This window comes from Sphingosinicella sp. BN140058 (assembly GCF_004135585.1).
Classification (GTDB): domain Bacteria; phylum Pseudomonadota; class Alphaproteobacteria; order Sphingomonadales; family Sphingomonadaceae; genus Allosphingosinicella.
The window spans coordinates 4,278,318-4,303,428 of the sequence record NZ_CP035501.1 but is presented as its reverse complement, the minus strand read 5'-3'; the positions used below and the strand labels follow the sequence as shown (position 1 = coordinate 4,303,428).

At 66.1% G+C, this 25,111-nt stretch carries 23 protein-coding genes; 15 read left to right on the top strand and 8 right to left on the bottom strand.

All coding sequences use genetic code 11. The annotated features are described in order from the left end of the window. Positions 1–58: 58 nt before the first annotated feature. Entirely contained in the window at positions 59–1,744 is a 1,686-nt protein-coding gene (locus ETR14_RS29570; protein ID WP_129387719.1) for a M56 family metallopeptidase, read from the bottom strand. Between the two features lie 3 nt (positions 1,745–1,747). Next, a complete protein-coding gene (locus ETR14_RS19335; protein WP_129387716.1) occupies positions 1,748–2,116 on the bottom strand; it encodes a BlaI/MecI/CopY family transcriptional regulator in 369 nt (122 codons plus the stop codon). 406 nt (positions 2,117–2,522) lie between these two features. Here ETR14_RS19335 and ETR14_RS19330 point away from each other — a divergent pair, with 406 nt between their 5' ends. After that, the gene (locus ETR14_RS19330) at positions 2,523–2,993 is read left to right on the top strand and encodes a hypothetical protein (protein WP_129387714.1); all 471 of its coding nucleotides are present in this window, start codon (positions 2,523–2,525) and stop codon (positions 2,991–2,993) included. Between the two features lie 25 nt (positions 2,994–3,018). On the opposite strand, the gene ETR14_RS19325 is transcribed toward ETR14_RS19330, so the two are convergent. Next, on the bottom strand, positions 3,019–3,486 hold the full coding sequence (locus ETR14_RS19325) for a nuclear transport factor 2 family protein (protein ID WP_129387711.1): 468 nt from the start codon (positions 3,484–3,486) through the stop codon (positions 3,019–3,021). A gap of 221 nt (positions 3,487–3,707) precedes the next feature. Here ETR14_RS19325 and ETR14_RS19320 point away from each other — a divergent pair, with 221 nt between their 5' ends. The 4 genes from ETR14_RS19320 to ETR14_RS19305 all read left to right on the top strand — a co-directional run bounded on the left by ETR14_RS19320 (position 3,708) and on the right by ETR14_RS19305 (position 6,779). Further along, entirely contained in the window at positions 3,708–4,337 is a 630-nt protein-coding gene (locus tag ETR14_RS19320) for a tetratricopeptide repeat protein (RefSeq protein WP_129387708.1), read from the top strand. Between the two features lie 91 nt (positions 4,338–4,428). Beyond that, the gene (locus ETR14_RS19315; RefSeq protein WP_129387706.1) at positions 4,429–4,824 is read left to right on the top strand and encodes a GFA family protein; all 396 of its coding nucleotides are present in this window, start codon (positions 4,429–4,431) and stop codon (positions 4,822–4,824) included. A gap of 210 nt (positions 4,825–5,034) precedes the next feature. Beyond that, positions 5,035–6,090 carry a serine hydrolase gene (locus ETR14_RS19310; RefSeq protein WP_129387703.1) on the top strand — a complete coding sequence of 352 codons (1,056 nt, stop codon included), beginning with the start codon at positions 5,035–5,037 and terminating at the stop codon, positions 6,088–6,090. Between the two features lie 44 nt (positions 6,091–6,134). Then, complete coding sequence (locus tag ETR14_RS19305; RefSeq protein ID WP_371416695.1) at positions 6,135–6,779, top strand: PhzF family phenazine biosynthesis protein; 645 nt, start codon at positions 6,135–6,137, stop codon at positions 6,777–6,779. A gap of 156 nt (positions 6,780–6,935) precedes the next feature. Here the strand turns inward: ETR14_RS19305 and ETR14_RS29675 are convergent, their stop codons facing one another. Together ETR14_RS29675 and ETR14_RS19295 are read right to left on the bottom strand one after the other, a co-directional pair. Further along, positions 6,936–7,373 (bottom strand): methyl-accepting chemotaxis protein, encoded by a 438-nt coding sequence (locus ETR14_RS29675; RefSeq protein ID WP_129387700.1) that lies wholly within the window; start codon positions 7,371–7,373, stop codon positions 6,936–6,938. Positions 7,374–7,378: 5 nt separating this feature from the next. After that, a complete protein-coding gene (locus ETR14_RS19295; protein ID WP_129387697.1) occupies positions 7,379–7,924 on the bottom strand; it encodes a heme NO-binding domain-containing protein in 546 nt (181 codons plus the stop codon). 380 nt (positions 7,925–8,304) lie between these two features. On the opposite strand from ETR14_RS19295, the gene ETR14_RS19290 reads away from it, so the two are divergent. The 4 genes from ETR14_RS19290 (at position 8,305) to ETR14_RS28505 (ending at position 12,195) form a co-directional block, all read left to right on the top strand. Continuing rightward, positions 8,305–9,906, top strand: a complete 1,602-nt coding sequence (locus ETR14_RS19290) for a hypothetical protein (RefSeq protein WP_129387694.1) — start codon at positions 8,305–8,307, stop codon at positions 9,904–9,906. Between the two features lie 229 nt (positions 9,907–10,135). Beyond that, positions 10,136–10,621, top strand: coding sequence for a GNAT family N-acetyltransferase (locus ETR14_RS19285; protein WP_129387691.1), 486 nt, complete (start codon positions 10,136–10,138; stop codon positions 10,619–10,621). Positions 10,622–10,686: 65 nt separating this feature from the next. Beyond that, entirely contained in the window at positions 10,687–11,958 is a 1,272-nt protein-coding gene (locus ETR14_RS19280; RefSeq protein WP_165356528.1) for an O-antigen ligase, read from the top strand. Positions 11,959–12,051: 93 nt separating this feature from the next. Beyond that, complete coding sequence (locus tag ETR14_RS28505) at positions 12,052–12,195, top strand: hypothetical protein (protein WP_165356527.1); 144 nt, start codon at positions 12,052–12,054, stop codon at positions 12,193–12,195. A gap of 283 nt (positions 12,196–12,478) precedes the next feature. Here the strand turns inward: ETR14_RS28505 and ETR14_RS19275 are convergent, their stop codons facing one another. Next, positions 12,479–13,114, bottom strand: coding sequence for a hypothetical protein (locus ETR14_RS19275; protein ID WP_165356526.1), 636 nt, complete (start codon positions 13,112–13,114; stop codon positions 12,479–12,481). 246 nt (positions 13,115–13,360) lie between these two features. On the opposite strand from ETR14_RS19275, the gene ETR14_RS19270 reads away from it, so the two are divergent. Together ETR14_RS19270 and ETR14_RS19265 are read left to right on the top strand one after the other, a co-directional pair. Then, a complete protein-coding gene (locus ETR14_RS19270; RefSeq protein WP_129387683.1) occupies positions 13,361–13,705 on the top strand; it encodes a DUF6481 family protein in 345 nt (114 codons plus the stop codon). Positions 13,706–14,858: 1,153 nt separating this feature from the next. Beyond that, positions 14,859–15,521, top strand: coding sequence for a hypothetical protein (locus ETR14_RS19265; protein WP_129387680.1), 663 nt, complete (start codon positions 14,859–14,861; stop codon positions 15,519–15,521). Between the two features lie 198 nt (positions 15,522–15,719). Here ETR14_RS19265 and ETR14_RS19260 read toward each other — a convergent pair whose 3' ends face one another. Then, positions 15,720–16,103: a hypothetical protein gene (locus ETR14_RS19260; protein WP_129387677.1), complete on the bottom strand. Its 384-nt coding sequence runs from the start codon at positions 16,101–16,103 to the stop codon at positions 15,720–15,722. A 1,872-nt stretch (positions 16,104–17,975) separates the two neighbouring features. Then, entirely contained in the window at positions 17,976–21,080 is a 3,105-nt protein-coding gene (uvrA, locus tag ETR14_RS19255) for an excinuclease ABC subunit UvrA (RefSeq protein WP_129387674.1), read from the bottom strand. Positions 21,081–21,262: 182 nt separating this feature from the next. Between uvrA and ETR14_RS19250 the strand changes: the two genes are divergently transcribed. The 4 genes from ETR14_RS19250 to ETR14_RS19235 all read left to right on the top strand — a co-directional run bounded on the left by ETR14_RS19250 (position 21,263) and on the right by ETR14_RS19235 (position 24,983). Then, positions 21,263–21,598, top strand: a complete 336-nt coding sequence (locus tag ETR14_RS19250; RefSeq protein WP_129387671.1) for a hypothetical protein — start codon at positions 21,263–21,265, stop codon at positions 21,596–21,598. Positions 21,599–21,609: 11 nt separating this feature from the next. Beyond that, positions 21,610–22,698, top strand: a complete 1,089-nt coding sequence (locus ETR14_RS19245) for a hypothetical protein (RefSeq protein ID WP_129387668.1) — start codon at positions 21,610–21,612, stop codon at positions 22,696–22,698. A 180-nt stretch (positions 22,699–22,878) separates the two neighbouring features. Next, the gene (locus ETR14_RS19240; protein WP_129387665.1) at positions 22,879–24,423 is read left to right on the top strand and encodes a tyrosinase family protein; all 1,545 of its coding nucleotides are present in this window, start codon (positions 22,879–22,881) and stop codon (positions 24,421–24,423) included. Between the two features lie 95 nt (positions 24,424–24,518). Further along, on the top strand, positions 24,519–24,983 hold the full coding sequence (locus ETR14_RS19235; protein WP_165356525.1) for a hypothetical protein: 465 nt from the start codon (positions 24,519–24,521) through the stop codon (positions 24,981–24,983). Positions 24,984–25,111 lie beyond the last annotated feature (128 nt).

Below are 25,111 nucleotides of genomic sequence, written 5' to 3'. Positions count from 1 at the left end.
GGCCGCTGGACGCGGGTCCGGCGTGGCGTCCTGGGAGGACCGACGCGCCGGACCGTTCTCAGCTGCGGCGGCGCATCTCGCGGGCGGCCTGGCGCATCTCGCGCGCGCCCTCGCGCATGCCCTGCGCGCCTTCCTCCATGCCCTCTGCCGCCTCGAGCAGATCCTCGTGGGTGACGCGGTGGCCGCGCGCCGCTTCCTTGGCGATCTGACGCTCGCGATAGTTGCGATCGCGCAGCCGGCGCGCTTCCTCGCGCATCCTGTCCGCGCCGCGCTCCATGCCGTCGGCACCGGCGAGCATGCCATGCGCGCTTCCGGCCAGCGCCGCGTCGGCGGCGCGCTGGGCATCGGCGGCAATCCGCTCCGCGTCGATGCGGACGTTGACGCTGGTCCGCATCGCCTCGGCGACTGCGGCGTCCACCTCAGCCTGGATCGCTTTCTCGTCGATCACCGGTGCTGGAACACGCGGCGCGAAAGCGAGCGCCTGAAGCGAAGCGATCGGCGGGCGTGGAGGAGCCGGCGCCGCGGCGGGAGCGGGCGCGGCAACCGGCGTCGGGTGCGCGATCGGTGCCGACGGCGCGACAAGGCTCGCGCGAACCGGTGGTGCCGGGGCAAGCGGCACGGTCGCGAGCGGGGCATCCGCGGCTTCGAATTCCGGCGCTGCCGGCGCGGCGGGCCCCTCGGGAGTCTCGACACTATCCGGAAGCTCGGGCGCTTCCGGTGCCTGCGGAACGAACTCCAGCGCCGCGACCGGCGCGGCGATGGCGGCGCAGGCAGCCATGGCGGCAAAGGTCCAGACGGAGCCCGAACGTCGGCCGGCACGGCCGTCGAGAAGGGCGCGCACCCGGCGGGCGAGACCATGCTCGCTCCCCGCCATCGCATTGGCCGGAACCAGCCCGCCGCTCGTCCGTGCCCAGTCGAGCAGGGTCTGGGCGTAGCGGGTCGGCTCGACCCGCGCGATGGCATAGCTGTCCGCCGCTTCTTCGGCTTGCTGGGCGACTTCGCGGTCCAACCGCCAGACCAGCGGATTGAACCAGAACAACGCGACGGCGACACGGGAGCAGATCAGCGACGGCCAGTCGCCGCGGACGATGTGCGCGACCTCATGGGCAAGAATGGCATCGGCATCGTCCGGGCGCCGGAGCGTGTCGGGATCGAGCAGGATCGCCGGCCGGCGCCAGCCCCAGCTGAGCGGCGACTTGACCTCGTCGGACACGAGCAGACGGACGCCGCGACCCGATGCCGCGCGGGCGAGTGCCGCCTGCCATTGGCCGCATTCGACGTCCGCCGCCTCTGCCGTCCAGCGTGCCAGGGCCCGGACCCCGATGGCGAGGCGACCGCCGACCATCAGCAATCCGCCGACGTAGAGAAGCAGGAACAGGATCCCCGGATCGTTCCAGTCGCCGGTGAGGTCCGCCGAGGCGGCCATCGGAGTCATCGAGCCGGGCGCGGCAAGGCTGGCGCCATCCGGAAGGGCGGTTGCGGGGGCCGCGCTTGCGGCAAGAAGAGCCGCCGGCTCCGGCACCCGTGCCGCGACGGGCGCGGCTTCGGGCGCTGCCGTCTCGACGATCAGCGAGGGCAGCAGCAGCGACACCACCGGCAGCAGCAGCAGAGTGACGACGCCGACCCGCAGCAGGGCGCCGCGATCCGCCGCCGAACGGCTGCGCAGCAGCATCGCGAGGGCGAGCACCGCGCCGCTGATCGCAGCCGATTTCCACGCCATTTCAAGAAGGAAGGAATAGCTCATCACTCAGCGCTCCTTTGCCTCGTCGATCGCCCGTTGCAGGGCATCCACCTCATCCGGCTTCAAGGTCCGCGTCAGGCCGAGAAGGGCCGTCGCGGCGCTCGCTGCCGATCCGTCGAAAAACGTCTTCACCAGCTGCTGCAGCGCGGTTTCGCGGACCTTCGCTGCCTGCGGGACGCTGCGATAGACATAGGCCTGATCCACGGTGCGGTGGCTGACCATGCCCTTGGCCTCCAGGCGTGTGAGCATGGTGCGAACCGCCGAATGACTCGGCGGATCGACCATCGCCTTGCGCACGTCGGCCGCGGTGGCCTCGCCCGCCGTGACCAGGATCTCGAATATCTCGCGCTCGCGGCGCGGAAGGCTGCCAATCATTGTTCGACTCACTTCGGAGAACATCCCTGCTACATCTGTAGCATGCCACATTTGTAGCAGCTTGCAAGTCCGTTCGTCGGCGCCAGCGGCAGGTTGGTCGACGATGCCGCCTCGGCGGCCGGAGCCTCGCGCTGGTCCCACTGAACCGGCGGACGAAACGGCGACCGGCGCAGATTGTTGAATCCACAGCGGCCAGTGGGCCGGCCGCGGCGACATCGGATCGGGAACGCCGCCGGACCATGGCGATCTCGGCGACGGCGCTGCGAAAACGATCCCCGGCGCCACCGCCAGCCCGGACCGACAGGCCCGCGCCTGGCCTGCGATGAGACGCGACAACGCCTGATTTCAGGACAGTCCCGCGCGCGAATCGCTTGCACCTGTTCCTTGTTCGTTCCACGCGTGCGGCATGGAAGGTCCACGACAGAAATGGCCGCGGGGCGAAAGCGCGATCGGATCGGGCGCGGCGCGTATCTGGCCGCATTGGGCGCGAAGCCTCGGAACGATGATCGAAGCGGGGACGCAGGTGCGGTTCGCCTGCCCCGCCTGCAAGCGCCTCTATGACGTCGATCTCGCCGCGCTGGCGACTCTGAAGGGCCGCGACTGGACTCTCATCGACCGGCGCGCGCGGTGCAAGGCGTCGCGCTGCCGCGTGTCGGGACGCTTCGTGGCGGCACCGGCCGACGATCAGCCCTTCCTGTTGCTGAGCGGGAGCGAGCGCCTGCCCGACTGGCTCACCGGCGCCCGGCCGGCCGACCACGAGCCGCCGCCGTCGGCACCGCCCAACCCACCGGCGCCGCCGGGCGTGGACCCCGTCCGCTGGGCCTATGCACGCGATGATCGCACCCGCAAGCGCCTGCTTCGCGAGGCGCGGGGCTGAGCACCGCCCTCGTCCGTGCCCCCGCTCAGCCGGGGGCAGGCAGCGCGATCAGTCCGGCCGCCGCCGCGAAGGCGAGCGTGTCGAACAATTCGAAGAAGCGGGTCGCCCGGCCGTCCTCGAAATGCCAGATATCGACCTTGGCGGTGGCAGCCTCGCGTCCGCTCGCGCGGTGCCGCCAGTGGCAGCGGCCGATCACCACGACGTCGTCCCCTTCGGCATCGACGATGAAGCGCTCGGCGGCCCAATCGAGCATCTCCCATTCGCCGAGCAATGCACCGAAATAGGCGCGTGCCCCGTCCTTGCGGCGATGGGTTCCGGCAAGCGGATGCGCGATCTCCTGCGGTGCCAGCGATCGCATCTCGATCTCGTCATGCATGAGGTCGAGGATTTGATCGACATTGCCGCCCCTGGTCTCGGCCCACGCTGCATAGCCTCTGGCCAGCGCGGCGACATTAGGGTTGGCGGATCCGACGGCGGCGTCTGCGGCAAGCATGCGCGTCTCCCGAGTTAGGTCCCGACCATAGCAGAGAATCGGTTGCCGCGCGACGAGATCGGAAGGTGCACCCTGCCGCTCGGTGGCCCACCGATTGCGGCAGATCGAGTGAGTGACCGGCGGTCGAAACGCGCACGTTTGGCCGCCGCGTCGACGGTGGGCATTGCCGCCTTGGCCACCAGCCGGCTGGCAGAAGTTCCCACCCTGCGCTAGACGCGCGAATGCACGAATTCGAAGTGGAGGTAGGTGGGGTGCGCGCTGGTTTCTGGTCCGATCTCCGGCCTGCGGGCGCGGCACTATTCTCGCTGTGCATCCTGTCGGCAAATCCCGCCGCCGCCGCCCCGCCGCCGTCCTTTTCCCCGGCGGAAACTGAGGCGCTGCGCCTGCTCGCGCCGGGCGAACTGGCCAACCCGACCGAAGTCAGCGTCTCCGACGCGCACGCCGTCGTCGAGGCCAATCCGCGCGACGCCGATGCCTGGCACCAGCTCGGCGAGGCGCTTCAGGTTGCCGGCAATCTCGACGGCGCGGTCGAGGCCTATCGCAAGGCGACGACGCTCCCGCCCAAGGACATCGGCCGCGCCTATCTCCACCGCGACCTCGCCGAAGCGCTCGAGCAGGCCGGCGATCTCGACGGCGCACTGGCAGCGGCGCGGGTGAGCGTGCGCACCTGGCCGGTCTCGACCCAGGGTCTGTTCTGCTCCGGTGCCGAAGTGCTGCTGCTGACCCGGCTGCTCGTTGAGACCCACGACGCCAAAGGCGCTGCCGCTTTCTACCGGCCGCTTGCGGCGGAGGCGGATGCGCCGGAGGAATGCCGCACGATTGCGGAGGCGCTGCGCAGCGCCGCCGAATGATCGCCGATCCCTCACGTCATCCTGTGCTCCGAGACTGGACATGGCTGCCGCGCCTCGACAGAGTGCGGGACGAACGGGATGGGAGGCCTTGATGCCGAGTGGAGGATGTCAGTGTGGAGCGGTGCGCTACGAGGCGGCCGGCGAGGTTCTCCACCACGCAATCTGCCATTGCGAGGATTGCCGCCGCTCTGCCGGAGCGCCGATGGTGGCGTGGATCGCGTTCAAATCGGATCAGGTGCGGATCACCGCCGGAACACCCAAGGTTCACGCCTCGTCCGAACATGGCCGACGGCATTTCTGCGGCGACTGCGGCACCGGCTTACTGTACCTCAACGAAGCTTTCCTGCCCGGGATCACGGACATTCAGAGCGCGACGCTTGACGATGCCGCAGCGCAGGCGCCGGGGGCGCACATCCAATATGCTGAGCATCTTGCCTGGACCGAGCAGTTGGACAGCCTGCCCAAGTTCGATCGCTACCCGGCCTGACCGGCGGGCGCGCTGACGGCGTGCGGCGAAGAGCGCCAGTTCCAGCGGGATCGGTTCCAATGATCGGCGGCAACGCACATGCTTATGCGTGGTGTCAGCAGTCGCGCCGAAACGAGCCTCCGCCGCGCCCGACACCCCGGGCTACAGGTAACGTTCCAATGATTTCATGCTATTACCCGGGGATCGGATCAACGGCGCGGGGATAAGTGAATGCGGGCGAATGCGGTGCTTCTGTGGTGTGCGGCCCTTCTTGCCCAGCCGGCCTGGGCGCAAGCCGTTCTCCCCCCGCTCCCGCCGACCTCGAACGCAGCGCCGCTGACCGCCTCGCAACTGGCGCCGCCGGCGCAGACCACCCCCTTGCTCAGCCCGGCCCCGCTCGGCAGCCCGCTGCGCGCCGCGCCGGTGCCGTCGGCGGTACGCCCGGCACCGCTCATCCCCGCCCGTACGGCATCTCCGGAACTGATCGCACTCGAGCAGCGTCTGGCGGCGGTCGCCGCCAGCAACCCCGGCGAATTCGGTATCGCCGCGCTCGACCTGGCCAGCGGCGAGACGGTCAGCTTCAACGGCAACGAGCCGTTTCCGATGGCGAGCACGATGAAGGTCGCGGTCGCCGCCGCCTATCTGACCGAGGTCGATGCCGGGATCCGATCCCTCGACGACCAGATTGCCGGAGTCTCCGCCGCGACCCTGATGGAGCAGATGATCACGCGCAGCGACAATCGCGCGACCGATCTGCTGATGAACCGGCTCGGCGGCCCAGCCGCGATCGATTCCTGGCTGCGGGTGCGCGGCATCGGCGGCATGCGCGTCGACCGCACCATCGCCCAATTGCTCAGCGATCGCCGCGACCTCAAGGACATCCGCGATTCGAGCACACCGGCGGCGATGCTGAACCTCCTCCGCATGCTGGACACCCAGCCGGTGCTGAAGCCCGAGAGCCGGCTTCGGCTGCTCGATCTGATGGCGCGCTGCAAGACCGGATCGAACCGGATGCGGGCGCTGCTCCCTGCAGCCGTGAAGGTCGAGCACAAGACCGGCACCCTCACCGGCTATACCGGCGATGTCGGCTTCCTGACTCTGCCGAGCGGGCGCCGCCTCGCCGTCGCCTTCTTCGCCCGCGGCGGCAGCAACCGCCCGGCGGTGATCGCGACCGCGGCCCGCGCCATCTTCGATGCGTTCGAACCTGGTGATCGCTCGACCTTCGCCGCCGCGGCCCAGCCGGGCGCTTCGGCGGAGTCCCTCGGCGGCGTGCTGCTGCAGCCGTAGAAGCCAAGCTGGAGGGGCGGCACCACGGCGGCTAGCCTCCACCCGTGCACGCCAGGATCTTCAAGCTCGACGCCTTCACCGCGCGCCCCTTCGCCGGCAATCCGGCGGCGGTGATGCTGCTCGAGCAGTTTCCCGACGACGACGTGCTGCAGGCGCTCGCCGCCGAGAACAACCTTCCGGAGACCGCCTTCGTCGTTGCGGTCGGCCAGGACTATCGGATCCGCTGGTTCACGCCGCAGGTCGAGGTGCCCCTGTGCGGCCATGCGACGCTGGCAAGCGCGGCGGTCATATTCGAGCGGCTCGAACCGCACGGTGACACCCTCCGCTTCCTTTCGGCGAGCGGGCCGTTGACGGTCCGCCGCGCCGGCCGCGGCTATGCGATGGATTTCCCCGCGCGCCGGTGCACGCCGATGGCGCCGCCTCCAGGTCTGGCCGAGGCGCTGGCGCGCGATCCGCAAGAGGTGCTGTGGGATGGATCCAACATCCTCGCCCGTTTGCAAACCGCCGACGCCGTGCGCGCGCTTGCTCCCGATCTGGCGGCGCTCGCGCGGCTGCCGGCCGCGGGCGTGATCGTCACCGCGGCGGGCGAGGACGGTTACGATATCGTCAGCCGCTATTTCGCGCCGGCCAAGGGGATCCCGGAAGATCCGGTGACCGGCGGTGCCCATTGCGGCCTGACGCCCTATTAGGCGGCCCGGCTCGGCAAGACGGTGCTGCGGGCCTGGCAGGCGTCGCGCCGGGGCGGAGAGATGATCTGCCGGCTGCGCGGCGACCGCGTCGAGCTCGAAGGACGCTGCGTCTTCTTCCTGGAGGGCGTGGCGCGCTGGTAAGGCCGACGCGGGCCTTCAGGCGGTAAACAGCGCCGCATCCTCGCGGAGCAGCTTGCCCGCGCGGAGCGTCGCCTCCCGCGTCTGATTGGCCAGCGCCTTCACCTCGTTGGCGACGACGCCGAAGCAGCGACCGGCTTCGCCGGCCCGGGCGGCCTCGATCGTCGCATTGATCGCCAGCATCCGGGTCTGCCCCGATATTCCCTCGATCGTCGTCACCACCTCGGACAGATGGTGCATGGTATGCTCCAGCGCCGCCTTCTGCGCGTGGAGATCCGTCTGGAACGCCATCGCTTCGGCGATCCGCGCTTCGAGCGCCGCGTTCATCGCGGTCAGCCGCTGATTGGCGTCGAACAGCTCCTGACTCTTGCGCTCGAGCAATTGCTCGGCCTGCTCCCGCGCCGCCCGCTCGCGTTCGAGCCGCTTGTGCAGGCGTTCGAGGGACGGCTCCGTCATCGCAGTCAGGCGGCCATCAGGCTGCGCGCGCGCCGGATCTCGAAGCGGACCGCGTCGGTCCCCTGGCGGTAGCCGATCTCCACCGGTGATCCGAGATGCTCGGCGGCGCCGCGGATCACGCCGACGGCGAGGTCGGCCAGCGGCTTGCAGCTGACATAGTCGACGACCAGCCGGTCGGAGTCGCGGGTGATGACCTTGAACGAGGGCAGTTCGGCGTCCGGATAGAGCTTGCGCACTTCGGTCTCGTGAAAGCCGTCGATCCCGGCGAGCACGTCGAACAGATCCTTGCCGTCGAACAGATGCGGGAATTTGGTGACCCAGGTGGCGAAGCAATGGGCACCGAACGCCTCCAGCATGGCCGGCATGGCGGTGCCGGTAGCCTGCACCGCCGCCGTGATCAGCGCGACCATCTCCTCGAACGGATAGGTGCCGACGCTGGTATAGGCGCCGCCGTTCGGCAGGTTCGCCCCCTCGATCACGTCCTCCAGCAGATCGGCGCCGTAGCGCGCTTCGCAGAAGCTGAAAAATGTCGTGAAAACCAGGCCCTTCATGCGCTTCTCCAATGCTTCCGCCCCGGTGCCAGAGCAGAGCTAAGGCCGCGTTAACAATGGCATGGGCGGTTTCACCGGGCGCAGGGCCGCTGCGCGGCCGGCGCGCCTCTGTGCCGACCGGACCTGACCAGCTGAGCTCCACGGCATCAAGGCGAAATTAGAGGGTCTCTCCAGCTTTCTGAGAGCCCTATTGATAATAATTGTTAATAGTCTTTCCAGGCTAAGCCACATACGTCCAATTCAGCACCACTGGACAGCAATCACTATCCATCCGGATTGGATTATCTCGCCGGTTGACCGTTCGAAAACTTGATCTCAATCTCATGCGGAGGCCGCCATGATGAGGTAGCAACGGCCTCTACACGGAGAGGGGGCTCAAAATGATTGAATTCCTGTATGTGGATGCTGGGACGACAACGATCGATCCGTCGCTCGATTACGTCTCGACCGTCGGCTATTACGCGATCGCCGATGGCGGCGACGCTCGCTACCGGCGGGTCCCCTCGCCGCCGGCCCATGACGCCAAGTTTCAGAGTGCTGACGGGGCCTGGTGGGAGCTCTACGTCCCCTATCCCGATCCGAGACAATGTGGCGCAAAGCCCTTCTCCGGTACCTACACTGACCAGCAGCCTGCCATTCAGACGGCGCTGCAGGCATCGCTCAACGGCATGATCCGCGTCAGCCATTTCTACGTGATCAACGCACCGATCGCGCTTAACCACGGACAGGGTATCATAGGAATGAGCCCGCACACCTCCGGCTTCCTAACCTTGTCGACCAATGCGGAACTCGGCCTCGGCGAAGGGCTGATCACCATCCATGGCGATGGTTGCCGGGTCGAGGCGCTGACCCTGGATGGCAGGGTCACCGGTTCCATTTCAACGCTGCCGCCGCAGCGCAGCTCCGGAATCCATCTGCGCCACACCTCGACCAATGCGGAGATCGGCAACGTCATTGCCAAGAACATGACCAAGCACGGCTTCGCTATTCTCGGCTCCGGCCACCGCCTCACCGGCATCGTCGGACAGAATACGGTCGCGGACAATATCAGCTGCGGTGACGAGCTCGAGCAGTCGGACGCCACCAGCAACATCCAGATCCGCGACTTCACCTGCCTCGGCTCGCAGCTGCGCGGCGCCTTCGAAACCAATGACGGCTGCAAGGACATCCTGTGGGACGGCTTCCGCGCCGAAGGCTTCTTCAACGACGAGGTGATCGTCATCAACGATCACGATCACGCGAACCAGAGCAATCGGCGGATCACCGTCCGCAACGGCTCGATCAAGGGCATCGGACTCGATCGGAATGCGCCCGGCATCAACGTCTATGCGAGCGGCACTAACGAGTGTCGCGACATCCTGTTCGAGAACATCGTGATGGAAGATTGCATGACGGCGATAAAGCTGGAATTCAATGTCCAGCGCGCGACCTTCCGCAACATTACGGCCACCGGCGTGCGGCGGGGCGTCTTTCTTTCCGGCGGCCCGAACGTGATCCGGGACATACTGTTCGACAACGTCCGCCTGATCGGGTCGGATCCGCCGGCTTGGCCTTCATACCCTGCGCGCGGCTATTACCTGAACAAGTGCCAGAACATCAGGATCGAAGGCGGCCGGGTGACCCGCTTCCGCATTGCGGGCGTGTTCGTCGACGCGAATTGCGACGATATCGACATCGATGGGCTCGATGTCGATCAGGTCAATTACGACAATTCCGGGCCGACCGACAATAATGTCTTCGCGATCGATGTCGGAGCGGTGCCCGCGTCAGGCACCGTTGGTCGGATTCGGATTACCAGCTGCAAGATCAGGGACAATTACAGTCCGCACCGTATCACCGGCGGCATCCGCATCCCGTCGACCTGGCGGGACGCGATCGTCACCGGCAACACGATCAACGGCTTCCGAACCGGTCCGGGCATCTCGGTTACGGGTGCGACGCCCAACAATCACGTGATCGCCCAGAACATCATCGTTCCGTGACGTGCCAACCGTCGCCGCTGCGGGAGGGTACCGACGGGCAGGCGCTTCGGCGAGGCGCACTAAGACCGCCGAACCAGCGGCACCCCTGATCCACAGCCGTGGAGGCGAGAGAAGAAGGAGAGCCACCCCCTGCCCCCTCCGACAAGGGTCGGAGGGGATGGTAAGGCGTGACGGTGTGCGCCGGGCGGAACGCGGCTCCACATTTTGGCTGGGCGCGGTAAAGACAGGCATGATCATTCGCGCCGCGACGCCCGCCGACATTGCCGTCATCCACTCTTTCGTGCGCGAACTCGCCGCGTTCGAGCAGGCGCCGGACGCGGTCGAATCGACCGATGCGATGCTGCACGAGGCGCTGTTCGGTGAGGATCCGGCGGCCGAGGCGCTGATCGCCGCCCGCGACGACACGCCCGGCGAAGCGATCGGCTTCGCCATCTTCTACCGCACCTTCTCGACCTGGACCGGCAAGCGCGGGATCTGGCTCGACGATCTCTACATCACCCCCGACGCCCGCGGCAGCGGCGCCGGCGCCGCTTTGCTCAAGGCGATTGCCGGCATCGCCATCGACCGGGGCTATGCCCGCTTCGAATGGTGGGTGCTCGACTGGAACACGCCGGCGATCGACTTCTATCGCGCCAAGGGCGCCGTTGCGCAGGACGAATGGACGGTGCAGCGTGTCTCCGGCGACGCGCTGCTGGCACTCGCCGGGCGCGGCTGACGATCGTCTCTGCCGGCGCGCCTGCTGCTCTGGACAGTCCGGCGAGGGTCGGTTCTACTTCGGCGATGCTGCAATCTGCGAAACGCCTGTTTCTCCTGCTGGTGCTGTCGCTGCCGCTGATGAAGCTGTCGGCGACGATCAGCGGGCTCGAGGCGAATGCCAGCGACCTCCTGTTCCTGCCCTGCGCGGGCGTGTTGGCGCTGGCCGTGCTGACGGGGAGGACGAGACTGCGCTGGCATCCTTTCTACGCGATCCTGATCGTCTATTTCCTGGCGATGCTTGCCTCCGCTTTGGTTTCGCCCGAGCCGGCTCGGGCGGCGGTGAAGCTCGTCGCTTCGGCCTATCTGCTGGGTCTGGCGGTGCTTGCCTGCCAGCTGATCGACGGCGAGGAGGATCTGCGCCGCCTGTTTCGTTGGTGGCTGGCCGCGAGCGCGCTCGTCGCAACTGTCGGCGTGGTCACCGTGCTGCTGTTCGCAGCGGGGATCCGTGGACCGCTGCTCCACTATGGGCTGCACGAATATGGCACCTTGGCCCCGGGGCGCTATCCGCGGATCGAAGCGACGTTTGAATATCCGGCGCTGCTGTGCAACTACCTGACCGTTTCGCTGATGCTGCTGCTGGTGTCGCGGCACCGGGGCTGGATCCGCGGCCGCAGCTTCTGGCCGCTGCTGGCGGGGATCGCGGTCACTGCCGCATTCTCGCTGACGCCGGGGCTCGGCGGATTCCTGCTGGCGGTCGGCCTCTGGTCGTGGCTCCTCCTGCGGGATCGCTTCCGCGGCGGCGCCGCGATGCTTTTCGCCGGCGGCGTTGCGGCCGCCTCGTTGTTCCTGGTGGCGGCATCCGTGACGCCGATCCTTCATCCGACGGCGCCGTTCCTGATCGATGTTCCCGGTACCGACGTACGGCTCGCGCCCTCGGTCCGGATGATGACCTGGCTCGACGCCGGCCAGGCCTTCCTCGCTCATCCCTGGCTCGGCCTCGGCCTCGGCATGCCGCCGGCTCACGTCTTCTACATCGGCCCGGCCGGCGCCCACCATCTCCAGACCGACGCGCACAACGTCTTCCTCAACCTCGCCGCGCAATCCGGGCTGGTCGGCCTCGCCGCCTTGCTGCTGCTGATCGGCGCGGTCGTCCGCGAGACGCTTCCGCTGCGCTTGACCATGACCGGCAGTCTGGCGCTCGGGCTCGGCCTCGCCTGGCTCAACGCCTTCGCCTATCAGGGCCTGACCGGCTCCTACGAGGATGCGCGCCATCTGTGGGTGCTGCTCGGCCTGTTTTTGGCCGCAGCGCGGCTGCGACGTGAGAGCGCCCCGCGAGGCGTTGCGCCGCAAGGATGAGGCCGGAAAGTCCTGAGCGTTGGGCCCGCTCCAGACGATGGTGCAAGGACACTTCCGGCATTATGCTCCGGCTGCGGAAAAGGAACCGGCCCGATGCGCGATGGCGAAGACCCGTGGGAGGTAAACGATTATCGCTTCGAACCGCCTTTGTGGCTGGATCTCCTGTTCAGCCCCTGGACGGCGGTACCGCCGCTCGCGCTTGTTGCAATCATCCTCGTGATCGGCTGGCTGCGCTGAGGAGCAGCCCCGCGGCGATGCCGCGATGCGAACCGCGAAGCAGGCCTGAACACAGCTCGTGGCGAAGAAGAAGGGACCTGTCGCTGTGCCGGAGCCGATCGACTTGCGGCTCGGGTCGTTCAGGATGATGCCTGCTGCCCGAACGAAGGCTTGGCGATCGAATTCAGTACCGGGCGACGAGCGCGAGCCTTCGAACGTCTCTAGACTTCGATCGTCGTTAACCCGTGTTGATGATCGCTTCGGCTTCAGCCGTGCGTGACGGCGGCGGGGCTCGCGAGGCGGCTCAGCCGGTGTTTCCTTCCGCCGCGCTGGCCGTCGGCGCCGTCGCCCCTTGCGTCCGATCAGCGGGCGTGCCGGCCACCGTCTGGATCGCGCAATTACGCAGCCAATGCTCGTCGCCGGTTTCGGCAACGCGCTCGCAGCTGAGGGTGATCGTCTGTCCCGGACGAAGGCGGGTCGCCTGGTCGTGCGAGGCGCGGATCAGGTCGATGCCGAGCGGCGCATCCGGATCGGGTGTTTTGAGCCGGATATCGGGATCGCCGCGGCCGTCGGGCGCGATCCGGACGAATTCGCCGGTCACGACGATCTCGCGGTGGCGATAGAGCTTGTCGGCGGCGCGCGGATCGTCGCGATAGGCCTCGAACAATTGCCCCGCCTGCACCGTCGCCGCGCCCTTCGGTCGTTCATGGGACTCGTGATCGATCGCTGCGCCGAACCAGGAGAGCTTGCCCGCAATCCCGATCGTCAACAGGATTGCCGCGCCGGCGATCACCACTTTCCTGCGGGTGCGCTTCAGATCCTCCTCGGAGCGCTCATCAGCGCCGCCGCGATCGCTGAGGCCACCGCCGATCGGCGTTCCGCAATGCGGGCAGAATTCGCGAAGCGGGGATACCTCGGCCGCACATTCCCGACACTTCACCCTGTCCGTCTCCTTCTTCCCGACGCCTGCCGCGCTTGTGCCATAGAGACCTAACACACCGCCAGCGTTTTTCCCTTTTCGGGCCGCCTAGACGCGCTGCCGTACGCGGTCGCACCGTTTCGGAGCGACAAAGGACTGGACGGACACCGGGCACCTCGGCCAAGGCCTCGCACAGATGTGTGCGCATCGGGAACCGATTGCCCCGCCGCCGCTTACCCTCTTCACAGACCAGGATACGAAACAAGAATGTCGTTCAACGATACCTTCCATGACCGCGCGGCCCGCGCTGCCGAAGCCAAGAACAAGGCGCTGGAAAAGCTGCGCAACAAGCCGCCGATCGACCCGGCCGTGCTCGCCGAGCGCCAGGCCGCCGCGCGCCGCCGAGAGGAAGCCGCCGCCGCCAAGCTCGCCGCCAAGAAGGCGGCCGAGGAAGCCGCCCGCGAGGCCGCCGAGCAGGCCAAGGCCGACGCCCTTGCCGCCGCCGAAGCGGCCGAGGCCGAGCGCAAGGCGAAGCTGCCCAAGCTGCAGACCGAAGCCGAACGCAAGGCCGCCCGCGACGCCCGCTACGCCGCCCGCAAGGCGCGAAAGTAAGGCCCTTCGGCGCTGCCGGGGCGGACCGCCGCGTGCGGCGGACCTGTGCCGCCTGCGAACTTGCCGTCGGTGCCTGATGCCAGCGACACGCGTCCGCCCCTTCCGCATTCCGCACCAAAGGTTGCCGAATCGACTGGCTTTTCCGTCATCCTGGAAGGGGCCCTCATCGAAGTCCCACTTCGAGAAGATTCTTCGGACGCAGGATCTCCAGGAGCATTCGCGCAGACACGGCACGCGGCGCAGAGCCCTTTCGACCTGATGGTCCGGCTGTAATTCTCCTGAGCAGGTCCAACGGGTGGATGTGAGAACAGGGGTCGGGATCGCATCGCGACGACCGTATTGGCCGTAATTACGGTTGATTCACACGGTCCCGCGGATGCCTCACGCAGCCGGCTGCGGGCCTTTCGCAGCCGTATCCGGGCGGGCGCAACCGGAGCTCACGATGCCCGGCTGAGATCCGGCGCCGGAATGAAAGGGCAGGATCGGACGCGTGCCGCGCCTGGTGGCTGCGAAGGCATTTCGCCGACCGTATTCACCGTTATTACGGTCGATTTTCGCGCCACCGCCTTCTGCCCGGCTTCCGTTGAGGTGCTTCCTCTCGCTGGAGTTCAAGGCGGCCTCGATGCCCAGGAAGCGGCCGGCGCCCACGCGCCGGCCGCTTCATTCAATTTGCTTGACCTTCGCCTTCAAAGACGGCGCGTGCCACTGGCGACGGATGGGATACCGCGGGCCTGCCGCAGCAAACTATGGAACATAGCAAGAACGCAATTGCTCGTCAATGGCGTCCAATTTGGGGTTCGAGGAACGAACGAGGTCGCCAAGCCCAAGCGCGATCACGCACTGCGCCCCGCATCACGGTCCGCGACAGCGTGCCGCACCTGGTCGTCAGCAATCCCCCGTACCGAACCCTTCGCGCCTTCGCGGCTTTGCGTGCCAACCCTCTTTCGCAGCGCCCGAATGGAGAGGTGGATTCATGATCACGCAAAGCCGCCAAGCCGCAAAGGTTCTGCGGAGACGGATGACAGGTCGCGTGACCTGTCGGCGCGGTGTGATCTCGTCGCCTCGACGGTTGAACATGAGCTTTCAGCGGGAAGTCGCCCTGCGCTGATCGGGATCGGCTTCCCCTCGGGAGCAGCGCGGCTACAAGGATCGGATGGATCGAACCGACACGCCGACGCGGCTCGACGCGGGCTTGCTGGCACAAGCCTTCCCTGCGGCCCTGCGCACCGAAGCGCTGGCTGCCGGCGAAGCGATCATGGCGCGGTTGCATCGAGACTATCCGACGCGGCGATATCCAGTGCGCGTGGCCGGGGAAGAGATCCTCATTCCCGACCGTCTTCATCTTCGTTCAACCTTTGGGGTGTCGGCGCTCGCCGGCACCCCTCGCCTGATGACCCGCTGCCTCGAGACGCGGAGCCTCGACGGCTACCAGCGCCAGCGTGCGGTGCGGGAGGTTCTCGACGATATCCAAACCTGGGCGGTGCCGTTCGTCATCGAACTGATCGGCTCCTACGTCGTCGAGATCCTGTCAGACATTCATGCCGCGCTGACGCCGAAGAAGATCGCCACGATCGTGCCGTTCCTCGCAGCCAACCCCGGCTATTGGCGCTGCATCCGAGCGCAGGTGATGAGCTATTGGGATGTTTATTACCGGAACGTCCCCCGGTCGGAATATGTCGGCTTCACCCTCGTGGCGCTGCTCGACAAGGCGGCTCAGCCGGCCTTGGGCTCGCTACCCCCTATGCATGGACGCCGCTCCCGCTGCATATCGAGAGCAAAGGCTCGTCGGATCCGATCTAGGGATCTCGAAATCTGACATGGCCGATTGAGAAAGAGGGATCTTCGCATCTCCCGGCATGATCGAGTCGTTCCTGGAACCGCGCCGTCTTTGGTGGCGCGTATGGGGCAAGAACGGAAAACCTTGCCCCGGATGAATGGAACTGCGTCGATTGTCACCGACATCTTGTGGACTGCCGACCCTATTTCGAATTCGCTGGGTATCGGGCGTTCTGCCTTACGGCTCGCAAGCCGCCCGCACATTGTGGATGAAAATGTCCGGCCTTTGCAGACGATCGAAGCGCAGCCGACGCGGCGACCAATTGTAGACCTCTCGTCCGCCCGGCGCACCGACCACCAACAAGCCGTGGAAATACCAGCGGGACGTGTTCTTGTAGCCGCTCCCTGTCGTGTAGAAGGCGAAGATTCTGAGGTCCCAAAGGCCGTCGATCGGCGCTGGACCATCGTCGCTTCGGGCCAGGCAATGCCGCGCGCCCCCGGCGATATGAAAGGCGGCAATCGAGATCCATGCCGCGCCTGCTAGCGATAAGATCGCGGCTGTGGTCGGGATGAGCGAACGAATGCGGCGACTGTCCGGTCCCCGGTCGATTGGCGGTGCCACCCTGTCCAGAGCAGGGTTCCTGAAATGGCGAGAGTTACCACGCCGCCATGGATGAGGACCAACGTCTCGCCCCCGCCCGAAAAGTAGGCGACGAAAGGAGTGAGGACGAGACCGATCGGCAGAATCAGGACACCGAGCCATCCGGCCATACCGGGCGGCAACGACACGCTGCCTCTCGCAACGAGCAAGGCGACGATGAAACAGAGCAACGGGCTGAGTTGCGCAGCCACGCTCAGTCCATAGACGAACCAGGCCCAAGGACTGGAGGGGAGATCCGTTTCCCACACGAACCAGTCGCGCGGTGACTGTAGAAAGCCGAGCGCGATCAGGCCAGTGCAGACCACCATCCCCCGCGGAGTCCTGGGGAAAAGGCGCGCCAAATGCGCGCTAATGCTACCGGTTGGCTGGTCCATGCCCCTCCCGACCGAGTGAAGCAGGGTTCTCCCATCCTGTCCATGCGCATCCGGGGCTCCGGAGAGTCACCATTGGTAAACCTGTCTCTGCAATCCTGCCCAAGTCAGAAAGCGAGAGAAGATGGGAGAGAAGATGCCCTTCACCGACGCAGAGCGCCTTGCCTGGCACGAGCAGAAGCGGCTGCGGGAGCACCGCCCTGACTTCAGATGGGCTGAGCCACCGGTTGCGACCTGCATCTGCTGCCAGCGGCCGTTCGGCATTTCCGAGGGTTCCGCGTTTTCCGAGGTCCCAATCTGCGACGTCTGCAACGGAGATTGAATGCGCCTTGGGGTGGGCTCAATGCAACCATCGCTGCGAAGTACGGGATGAGCGGCGTCCTTCTCGCGTATCCCGGCTTGGTCATGGAGCTCGCTGCCTCAGGCATCCGCAGGTTAAGGATGAAGATACGAGCGGGCGTGCAAAGGTCGCCAAGCACGACCGCTCCCTCCCGCGTGCAGCGTTGTTGGAAGTCTTCGAGGCGCAGAATTGCCGACCATGCTGCCGCGATCGGAGCGAGAGTGTCGGCCTAGAAGCGGGCGCGATCCCGCAGCTCGTCGCGTGCGATCGCCAAAGCGGCGACGCCGGACATCAACAGAAGCCAAATCATGTCACCGTCCCTCGGCTACGACCAGTTGGTCCGGGCGTACGGCAAGCGCAACCTCGTCGCCATTCGTGTAAGCTACGTACGCGTTGGGTAACCACGCCTGAGGGGCTGCGCTTTGCGGGTGGAGGAGACCGGAGAGCCTGCTTCCCAGCGCTACCTCGCCTCGCAGGTCGGTCTTTCCACACGACGTCACGGAGGAGGTACGAGGCCACGAATGGGATCAGTCCTGGCGAGCGGAGCAGCGGGCGAACGGGAGCTCCTCCCGAGACGCAAACCTGAGGTGAGGTGCTGAAGCCGGTTGGCCGCCTTCGTGGCTCTGCTTCTTCATCGTGGCTTCGTGCGGGAATGCAGAGTTCGCGCCGTATGGGCGATCGAGTTACGCTCTTACTGCCTGCGCCCCTCCCCGTCATCCCAGCGAAAGCTGGGATCTCGCAGTAAACCGGCTCAGACGGCGATGCAGAATGCGGCGCCTCTTCCGGCCTGAGATCCCAGCTTTCGCTGGGATGACGAAAAAGGATCAGGATCTTCCTGTAAGTGCCCGGCGAGGCTTGCAGTCGCGCCGGCGGCGGTAACGACCGGTCATTCCATGCCGCAACACCTCGCCCTCCATCATCCACTTCGCTAGCGGTCAGGATCGGCTGCGCAGTGCGCGCGCCAGCGCCGAGTCTTGGCTGGTCATTCCATGCCGCCTCACCCGGCCCTCCACCACCCGCTTCGCGGGCGGTCATGAGCAAGTGCAGGCTACCCCGTAGCCTGCAATCGTGCCGGGGGCACGATGGGCTTGCTCATCCCCGAGCGAGCTCGGGGAGGATTGCTCATTCGGCGGCTTCGCGTTCGGCGTCGCCCGCCGCCTTCCTCTTGCGCGGCTTCTTAGGGACGGCTTCGACGGGTCCTTCGTCTCCGCTCAGAAGCGCCCCAGCCCGAATGGCTTTGGACGGGTTGAGCAGCGGCGCGAGATACTTGGCCGTGTACGACCGGGGTTCCTTCGCCACCTGCTCGGGCGTGCCTTCGGCGACGACTTCGCCGCCCTTGTCGCCGCCCTCGGGGCCGAGATCGAGGATCCAGTCGGCGGTCTTGATCACTTCGAGATTGTGCTCGATCACCACGACCGTGTTGCCCTGCTCGACCAGCGCATGGAGCACTTCCAGCAATTTGCGGACGTCCTCGAAGTGGAGGCCGGTGGTCGGCTCGTCGAGGATGTAGAGGGTCTGGCCGGTGGCGCGGCGGCTCAGTTCCTTGGCGAGCTTGACGCGCTGGGCCTCGCCGCCGCTCAAGGTGGTCGCCTGCTGGCCGACTTTGACGTAGCCCAGGCCCACTTCGGCGAGCATCGCCATCTTGTCGCGAATCGGCGGCACCGCCTTGAAGAATTCGACCGCATCCTCGACCGTCATGTCGAGCACGTCGGCGATCGACTTGCCCTTGAACTTCACTTCCAGGGTTTCGCGATTGTAGCGCTGGCCGTGGCAGACGTCGCAGGTGACGTAGACGTCGGGCAGGAAGTGCATCTCGATCTTGATCAGGCCGTCGCCGGTGCAGGCCTCGCAGCGGCCGCCCTTGACGTTGAACGAGAAGCGGCCCGGCTTGTAGCCGCGCGCCTGCGCTTCCGGCAGGCCGGCGAACCAGTCGCGGATCTGGGTGAAGGCACCGGTATAGGTGGCCGGGTTCGAGCGCGGCGTGCGGCCGATCGGCGACTGATCGATGTCGATCACCTTGTCGAGATATTCGAGGCCGGCGATCTTGTCGCACGGACCGCAGACGACGCGGGCGCCGTTGAGCTGGCGGGCCGCGCCGGCATAGAGCGTGTCGATGGTGAAGCTCGACTTGCCCGAGCCCGACACGCCGGTGATGCAGGTGAAGGTACCGAGCGGAAGGGACGCGGTGACGTCCTTTAGATTGTTGGCGCGGGCGCCCTTCACGGTCAGCTTCTTGCCGTTGCCCTTGCGCCGCCTGGCCGGCAGCGCGACCGCGCGGCGGCCGGTGAGATAGTCCGCGGTCAGGCTGTCCTCGTTCGCCAGCACTTCCGGCAGGGTGCCGGCGGCGACGACTGTGCCGCCATGGACTCCGGCGCCCGGGCCCATGTCGATGACGTAGTCGGCGGTGCGGATCGCATCCTCGTCATGTTCGACGACGAGCACCGTGTTGCCGAGGTCGCGCAGGCGCTTCAAGGTCACCAGCAAGCGGTCATTGTCGCGCTGGTGAAGGCCGATCGACGGCTCGTCGAGCACGTAGAGCACGCCCGACAATCCGGAGCCGATCTGCGACGCCAGCCGGATCCGCTGGCTCTCGCCGCCCGACAGGGTGCCGGAGGTGCGATCGAGGTTGAGATATTCTAGTCCGACATTGTTCAAGAAGCCGAGCCGCTCGTTGATCTCCTTGAGGATCGCGCGGGCGATCTCGCGCTGCTGCGGGTTCAATTTCTCTTCGAGCGTGGAGAAGAAGTCGAGCGCGTGACGGACGGCGCGGCGGGTCGACATCGAAATGTCCTCGCCGGCGATCTTCACCGACAAGGCTTCCGGGCGCAGGCGCGCACCCTTGCAGGTCTCGCACGGCGCGGACGCCTGATATTTGGCGAGCTCCTCGCGCATCCAGGCGCTCTCGGTCTGCAGCATGCGGCGGTTCAAGTTGCCGATCACGCCTTCGAACGGCTTCTTGACGTCGTAGCTCTTGCGGCCGTCGACGAAGGTCAGGGTCACCGGCTTGCCTTCGGTGCCGAACAGGATGGTCTTGCGAACCGACTCCGGCAGATCGTTCCACGGCGTCTCCAGGCTGAAGCCGAATTCGCGCGCCAGGGAGCCGAGCACCTGCATGTAATAAGGGCTGGGCGGGTTCGATTTCGCCCAGGGCACGACCGCGCCCTTCTTGATCGACAAATTCTCGTTGGGAACGACGAGCTCCGGATCGAACAGCAATTTCTCGCCGAGCCCGTCACAGGCCGGGCACGCGCCCTGCGGCGCGTTGAACGAGAACAGCCGCGGCTCGATCTCGGCGATGGTGAAGCCCGACACCGGGCAGGCGAATTTCTCGGAGAAGACGATGCGGCCCGGGGGGGCGTTGTTGGCGAGTACCTTCCTCTCCCCTTCAGGGGAGAGGGCAGGGAGAGGGGCAGAGTCCGAGCCAGCACCGCCGACCGGAGAAGAGTCCGAACTTCCCCTCCCCTCGCTCGCTGCGCTTGCTTGCCTCTCCCCTGAAGGGGAGAGGTTGGAGTCGGCCGGATCCATGTAGACGAGGCCGTCGGCAAGCTTCAGCGCCGTTTCAAGCGACTCCGCCAGCCGGGTCTCGATGCCCTCGCGCACGACCAGACGGTCGACGACCACTTCGATGTCGTGCTTGTACTTCTTGTCGAGCGCCGGCGCGTCCTCGATCGCGTGGAATTCGCCGTCGATGCGGACCCGGCTGAAGCCGGATTTCTGCCACTCGGCGAGTTCCTTCCGATACTCGCCCTTGCGGCCGCGGACGACCGGGGCGAGCAGATACAGGCGGGTGCCTTCCGGCAGCGCCATCACGCGGTCGACCATCTGGCTTACGGTCTGAGCGGAGATGGGCAGGCCTGTGGCGGGGCTGTAGGGTATGCCGACGCGCGCCCAGAGCAGGCGCATGTAATCGTAGATTTCGGTGACGGTGGCGACCGTCGAGCGCGGGTTGCGCGAGGTCGTCTTCTGCTCGATCGAAATGGCCGGCGACAGGCCCTCGATATGATCGACGTCGGGCTTCTGCATCATCTCGAGGAACTGGCGCGCATAAGCCGACAAGCTCTCGACGTAGCGGCGCTGCCCCTCGGCATAGATGGTGTCGAAGGCGAGCGACGATTTGCCCGAGCCGGAAAGGCCGGTGATCACCGTCAGGCTCTCGCGCGGAATGTCGACGTCCACGCCCTTGAGATTGTGCTCGCGCGCACCGCGCACCGAGAGATGAGTCAGCATGGACCGCCTTGTTCCAGATTTGTTCTCAGGGTTCAAGAGCCCGCGCCCGCGCTGCTCCATGGGGCGAGATGGGGGTGCGGCGGGGCGATGGCAAGGCGGAGATTTGGTCAGGGCGTGACGGTCGTCACGCGCTCGGGCGCGATCCTAGCCTAACCGGACTCGCAACAGAGACGGAGGCTAGGATGCACTACAAAGTCACGGTTGAGCCGGCCGACGGCACAGCAGCTGGTTGGTTCGTGCAGTATTTCAGATGGGTAAGCCCGGACGCACCCGAGCCTCAGATGCACGATTTGCTAGCCTGGACGGAAAAAGGGGGCAAGTTCACTGCCGAAGTGGATCTGGCGCCCGGGGAATATGGCCTCGTTTGCCACATGATCCTCGCAGGACGCGAGGTCAGCGTTCGGCTCGACCCGGCACCGAAGGTCACTCAGCCACGCGGTCAGCAATGGCCGCTGGCCGTGTCAGTGCCTGCAACGCGGACGCAGATCACTGGAACTCGCTACTTTCTCGTCCCTTAAGGAATTAGCCGATGAAGCTATCAATTGTGGCGAGCATACTTCTCGCATGCCCATCGATCGTGAACGGCCAGTTGCCAGCGGAGCAGAACCTCAGTGATGAAGCAGAGGTTGCAGCGCGCGTGCCCCTGCCCCCGAGCGGTCGGACAGATAACCTTCTGAACGGAGTTAGCTTCGATCTTGCGGTTAGCGAGAACGACTCTGCGGCGTCGATGGAATATGGCGAGTACACGGTGCGGCAGGGACTCGCCGGATCTCGCCAATTGAACGAGAGTTGGGCGCTCAAGCTGAGCGTTCCTATTGGCGGAAAGGACGATCTGACGTCCGGCGCCACCCTCGACGCGCTCTCCAATGGACCAAAGGCAAGTTTCACCTATAGTTTCTTCAGCTTCAACCCAGGACCGCGCTACGGAGGCAAGTTCCATACCATAATGCGGCATGCCAGGGAGGAGTGCGCAAGTGCGCCTCAGCCGCCAGAGACACCCAAGGATTGCAAAAATGCGGGACCAAGTCAGCAGTTTGCTGAAAAGTACTCCACTACTTACAGTGACGTTGATATAGCGCGCTCGCTTTTCTCGCCGATTTGGCGCTTTGGCGTTACTTCGAGCATCGGATTTAAGCGGCATGAATACATCGTACCGGCATCAATCACGTCCAAGAATCAGACTAAGCCGGAGTTTGGCTTGGCCGTGTTTGGCGCCCTTTATCCTGCTGACTCAGTCAGCGCTTTCATTCTAAGCGGGCAATACCAAAATGTCTATGAGGACCGCGATGATGAGATTGTTTGCAAACCTGTCATCACGAATCCAGACCAGGATTGTGAGAACGGTCCTTCCGCGCCTCCCGAGAATGTCGAACGCTTAAACCTTTCCGGCGAGTATCGCAGAGTTTTCTCAATTGGAAGTGGCAGAACTCAGATCGGGATTTCCCCTAAAGGAACCGTCGATTCATTAAGCGGAGATTACTCATTGGAGTTTCCGCTCTATATCATCCCGGATTGGGACCTACCAGTCGCCCCGGGTCTAACCGTCTCCTATTCAAGCGACCAAGACAAGTTTGCATTCGGTGTGTTCATGCGTGCGTCGTTCACCCTGGGCGACTAGCAGGAACAGGAATTCCCCCATTCCGGATCCATCCCCGGCACGGCGCCTACCGGCGATGCAGGCACTCGGGTAGACTGACCCGGCCTCGAAGGTGCCGGACGACGTCTTTCCCGTTGCTTATCTCTCAATTGCGAGTCTCGCCCGGACGACCGTCGATGCCCAATAAGGGGGAGAGGGATCATGCGCTATCTGCGTCTTGCATGCGGTATGAGTTCGGTGGCCGCACTGGCGGTGCTCGGGGCTTATTCGACGAGCGGTGCCGCCCAGTCAAACGTCAAACTGAAGCCGAGCGCAAGCCGGCCGCAAGTCGGGCCCGTGCTGAAAGGCCCAGTTCTGCTCACCGGCATCCGCAAGTCGATCACCGCCTTGTCGGCCGCCGAGGTCGCGTCCTTGCGCAAGGGTTATGCGCAAATGATTGCGTGGAATTCGGCACCGCCGGGTAGCGCCAATTTCCGCCGAAGCCTCAAATACTGGGCGAACATGCATGCCTATTTCGGCACCGGCTGCGCCAACGCCTCGGGCCTCTCCAACCCAGGAATGAACGGGCTCGCCGCGCAGGCGAAGAGCAATGCGGACGAGAATGCGACCTGGTGCACCTGCCAGCACGGCACCAGCCAGTTCCTGACCTGGCACCGGATGTATCTCTATTATTTCGAAAAGGTGTTGCAGGCCGCGGCCGGCGATCCGAAGCTGCGCCTGCCCTATTGGGATTATGAGAGCGACGCTCACGTGCCCGCCGCCTATCGCGCCCAGACCTATGTCGACGGCAGCGGCCAGACCGTGCCCAATCCGCTGTTCGTCGCCAACCGGCAGGCCCAGCTCAATGCCGGCACCGGGACCTTGAGCCCGGGCGTGGTCTCGACCGCCGGGGCGATGCCCGCCAACGATTACCTGACCTTCAACGGCGCGATCGAGCAGACCCCGCATGGCGCAGTCCATTGCGCGACCGGGGTCGCCAATTGCCCGAGCGGCTATATGGGCGCGGTGCCGGCGGCCGGGAACGACCCGATTTTCTACAGCCACCATGCGAACATAGACCGGCTCTACGAATGCTGGCTGAAGGTCAATCCGGCGCAGCGTCTGCCGAGCGGCACGATCCTCAATGCCAGTTTCAGCTTCATCGACGGCAGCGGCAATCTCGTCAGCCGCATCGTCTCGCAGATGAAGACGGTGCAGCAACTGGGCTATACGTACACCGTCGGCGGCGGCTGCCCGGCGGTGCGCCGGCTGCCGCCCTTCGCGCTGCAGGCGGCACGGACCGTGCCCCTGCTCGGCCCGACCCCGATCGAGACCGGGACGACGAGCGTGCCATTGCCGACCGTGCCGAGGATCGCTGCGCCGAATTCTGGCAACCAGCCCGAAAGCGGCGGTGCGGCCCGCCAGGCGACGCTGGTGATCGACGATCTCAGCTTCGAGGAAGCGCCGGGGGTGATGTACGAAGTCGCCCTGCAGGACGCCAATGGCCGGCGGATCGTGGTCGGCGTGATCAATTTCTTCAACCGCACTGCGCCGCATGCGCACAGCGCCGCCGAAAGCGGCGCGGTCGGCGCCGGCGACCATCGCTTCGACGCCACCGCGGCGCTGCAGGCGCTCGGCGGCGGCCAAAATGCGAAACTGGTGCTGCAGCCGACCAGCGGCATCCTCGGTGCCGGCACCGAGGCGGCGGTCGTGCCGAACCCGCGTGCCAACGTGCGGCTGGGCGCGGTGCGGCTGGAGCTGCGCTGACGGCGCGCCCAGCGCCCCATCGGGCGGGTGCAGGGTCGGCGTTCAGGCTGGGCTCAGAGCATCCCGCGTAAAGCGCCGGCTCTGGAGGTACGGTCATGCGCGGAGTGACGATCGCTATGTTGGGGGCGGCCCTGACGGCGGCGGCGGCGGGCTGCGCCGCGGCCGGCGCGCGCGCGGCGGCCGAGTCCACCCTGCTCGGCGCGGGCGCGACGGCCGTGCCGCTGGCGATCGGCCGCGGCAATGGCCGCCCGATCGTGATCGTCGAAGGCGTTGCCGCCGACGCGCCGCCGCGGACGCTCTACGAGGTCCAGCTCGAGGGCCGCGGCGGCCGCCGTGCCGCGCTCGGCACGATCAGCTTCTTCAACGAGAGCGGCTATGGCGGCGACGGCAGCAGCGCGCCTGCCGCGCGCCACTTCGACGCGACCGAAGCGCTGGCGCAGCTCGGCGGTGAAGCCGTGGCCGTGGTCTTCGTGCCGAGCAGCGGCGTCACCGGCGTCGCGGCCAGACCGGATCCCGCCGCCCATGCCCGCGTCGGCCGGGTGCGCGTGGAGCGACGCTGATCGGCGACCTTGCGCTCAGCGCGGCGCCGCTGGAGCGCGAGGATGCTCGAAGCTTGCCGCCTAGCCGCTACCGGCTTGGGGCGGCGCAAGCGGAGAGTCAGTCCCACCCCTTAATCCCCTCCCGCAGG

Coding starts and splice junctions, on each gene's coding strand:
- ETR14_RS19290 (WP_129387694.1), top strand. CDS start 8,305: ATGATTGAATTCCTGTATGTGGATGCTGGGACGACAACGATCGATCCG.
- ETR14_RS19285 (WP_129387691.1), top strand. CDS start 10,136: ATGATCATTCGCGCCGCGACGCCCGCCGACATTGCCGTCATCCACTCT.
- ETR14_RS19320 (WP_129387708.1), top strand. CDS start 3,708: ATGCACGAATTCGAAGTGGAGGTAGGTGGGGTGCGCGCTGGTTTCTGG.
- ETR14_RS19265 (WP_129387680.1), top strand. CDS start 14,859: ATGGATCGAACCGACACGCCGACGCGGCTCGACGCGGGCTTGCTGGCA.
- ETR14_RS19330 (WP_129387714.1), top strand. CDS start 2,523: ATGGAAGGTCCACGACAGAAATGGCCGCGGGGCGAAAGCGCGATCGGA.
- ETR14_RS19270 (WP_129387683.1), top strand. CDS start 13,361: ATGTCGTTCAACGATACCTTCCATGACCGCGCGGCCCGCGCTGCCGAA.
- uvrA (WP_129387674.1), bottom strand. CDS start 21,080: ATGCTGACTCATCTCTCGGTGCGCGGTGCGCGCGAGCACAATCTCAAG.
- ETR14_RS19280 (WP_165356528.1), top strand. CDS start 10,687: ATGCTGCAATCTGCGAAACGCCTGTTTCTCCTGCTGGTGCTGTCGCTG.
- ETR14_RS19250 (WP_129387671.1), top strand. CDS start 21,263: ATGCACTACAAAGTCACGGTTGAGCCGGCCGACGGCACAGCAGCTGGT.
- ETR14_RS28505 (WP_165356527.1), top strand. CDS start 12,052: ATGCGCGATGGCGAAGACCCGTGGGAGGTAAACGATTATCGCTTCGAA.
- ETR14_RS19315 (WP_129387706.1), top strand. CDS start 4,429: ATGCCGAGTGGAGGATGTCAGTGTGGAGCGGTGCGCTACGAGGCGGCC.
- ETR14_RS19240 (WP_129387665.1), top strand. CDS start 22,879: ATGCGCTATCTGCGTCTTGCATGCGGTATGAGTTCGGTGGCCGCACTG.
- ETR14_RS19325 (WP_129387711.1), bottom strand. CDS start 3,486: ATGCTTGCCGCAGACGCCGCCGTCGGATCCGCCAACCCTAATGTCGCC.
- ETR14_RS19245 (WP_129387668.1), top strand. CDS start 21,610: ATGAAGCTATCAATTGTGGCGAGCATACTTCTCGCATGCCCATCGATC.
- ETR14_RS29570 (WP_129387719.1), bottom strand. CDS start 1,744: ATGAGCTATTCCTTCCTTCTTGAAATGGCGTGGAAATCGGCTGCGATC.
- ETR14_RS19235 (WP_165356525.1), top strand. CDS start 24,519: ATGCGCGGAGTGACGATCGCTATGTTGGGGGCGGCCCTGACGGCGGCG.
- ETR14_RS19310 (WP_129387703.1), top strand. CDS start 5,035: ATGCGGGCGAATGCGGTGCTTCTGTGGTGTGCGGCCCTTCTTGCCCAG.
- ETR14_RS19335 (WP_129387716.1), bottom strand. CDS start 2,116: ATGATTGGCAGCCTTCCGCGCCGCGAGCGCGAGATATTCGAGATCCTG.
- ETR14_RS19295 (WP_129387697.1), bottom strand. CDS start 7,924: ATGAAGGGCCTGGTTTTCACGACATTTTTCAGCTTCTGCGAAGCGCGC.
- ETR14_RS29675 (WP_129387700.1), bottom strand. CDS start 7,373: ATGACGGAGCCGTCCCTCGAACGCCTGCACAAGCGGCTCGAACGCGAG.